Consider the following 1,702-nt stretch of genomic DNA (forward strand, 5'->3'; position numbering starts at 1 on the left):
TGCAGATTATTAACACGCTGATTTGATCTTGTTGGCGGCTTTGGTGTCTTCGGCGAGGACGCGTGCGTGCAGGACGCGCAGCAGGCCTGGCGGGGTGGGCGCGGGTGGGATGTGGGTGCCGTGCTGGTCGAGGAGTATGCCGATGCTGCAGGTGGTGCGGTAGGCGGTGGTCCGGCTGGTGCCAAACAGAACCGCCAGGGGCTCGATGGCAAGACCCAGCCGCTGGTGCAACACGGTGAGCAGGACCTGGTCGGTGAATGCCACGGTGGGTGGCCGGCCCGTCTTGATGCGCGGTCGTTGCTGGTCGAGGGCTCGTAGGTCGGTGGTCAGGCGGTCCAGTTCCGGGCGGGGCATTCCGGTCAGGGCGGGATCGGACAGGACCTGCGGGTTCCACCGATCGGCCGGTTGCTCGTGGCTTGTGGCGTCGGGGTTGGTGTCCAGGGTGGGGTGCAGGGTGTAGTTCCAGTCGCCGTGGAAGGGGTGCCGGGTCAGGGGCAGGGCGGCCAGGTCGGCGTCGCTGACGCGGGCGCCGAGCGGATAGGGGCCGGTGTCGAGTGCGGCCTGCACCCGCAGCCCGGTGCTCGTGGTGGTGGCGGCGATGCTGTTGACCACCACCTCGTGGCTGGTCAGCGGCCTGCCGCGCCAGTTCATCGTGATGTGGGCGAACAGCCGGTGCTCCACCTTGTTCCATTTCGAGGTGCCGGGCGGCAGGTGGCAGACGGTGATGGTCAGGCCGGTCTCGGCGGCCAGAGCGGCCAGTTCGCTCTTCCAGGCGCGGGTGCGGTAGCCGTTGGCGCCGCCGGCATCGGCGGTGATCAGCAGCCGGGTGGCGTGCGGGTAAGCGGCGCTGCCCTGGGCGTGCCACCAGCGGCGGATGGAGGCGACCGCGAACGCGGCGGTGTCGTGGTCGGTGCCGACGTTCACCCAGCCGGTGTTGGCCGCGATGTCGTAGATGCCGTATGGGATCGCCTTCCCGGATGCGGACTCGGCGAAGTCGTAGACGTTGACCGGCACCGGCTCACCGGCCGGCCGCCACTCCCGCCCGGCGTTCTTGAACGGCCCGATCAGTTCCTTCTTCTTGGTGTCCACGCTGATCACCGGCTGTCCGGCATCGCGATACTCGCGCACCTGCTCATTGAGGTGGCGGAACTGCGCATCGCGATCCGGGTGCCGGCCGCCTTCCAGCGTCTTGGCGTTGCCCTGCAAGCTGAACCCCTCACCACGCAGGATGTCGGCGACGGTGTCGGCCGACACCCGATGCCCCTGCTGGGTGAGCTCGCCGGCCAACTTGCGGGTGGACTTGGTCGTCCAGCGCAGCGGCGAGGTCGGATCCCCACGCTCATCCGGCTCCACCAGCGCCAGCAGCATGGCCCGTAACTCGGAGTCGATGTCGACCAGTCGCTTCCGTCCTCCGCCTGGCCGACGGACCCGTCCCAATGGCTCGGCGCCCGCCTCCAACTCATCCACGCCCCGTGACACCGTGGCCTCGCGGACACTCGCCGCCTGGGCCACCGCCCGGATCCCGCCATGCCCCAGTGCGCGCGCCTCGGCGCCGAGCAGCAGCCGGCGTTGCCGCTCGTCCAGATGCGGCAAGATCACCTCAAGCTTCGCAGCCAGCATCTCCAGGGTTTCTGCGGACACGCTCATACCAGACCATCGGCCGCCAACCCGGGATGCTACGAGTTAATTCTCTGCAAGCCCT

1 protein-coding gene is annotated in these 1,702 nt (G+C 68.8%); it reads right to left on the minus strand.

Features of this window, described 5'->3' with window-relative positions; genetic code table 11:
* Positions 1-9 precede the first annotated feature (9 nt).
* Positions 10-1,647 (minus strand): ISAzo13 family transposase, encoded by a 1,638-nt coding sequence (locus FXF51_RS60180; RefSeq protein WP_148443831.1) that lies wholly within the window; start codon positions 1,645-1,647, stop codon positions 10-12.
* Between the last annotated feature and the right edge of the window lie 55 nt (positions 1,648-1,702).

Origin of the sequence: Nonomuraea sp. PA05, assembly GCF_008086045.1 — a bacterium.
Taxonomy (GTDB): Bacteria; Actinomycetota; Actinomycetes; order Streptosporangiales; family Streptosporangiaceae; genus Nonomuraea; species Nonomuraea monospora.

What these genes read in the sequence shown, in the direction of transcription:
- FXF51_RS60180 (WP_148443831.1), bottom strand. Translation starts at nt 1,647, where the DNA reads ATGAGCGTGTCCGCAGAAACCCTGGAGATGCTGGCTGCGAAGCTTGAG.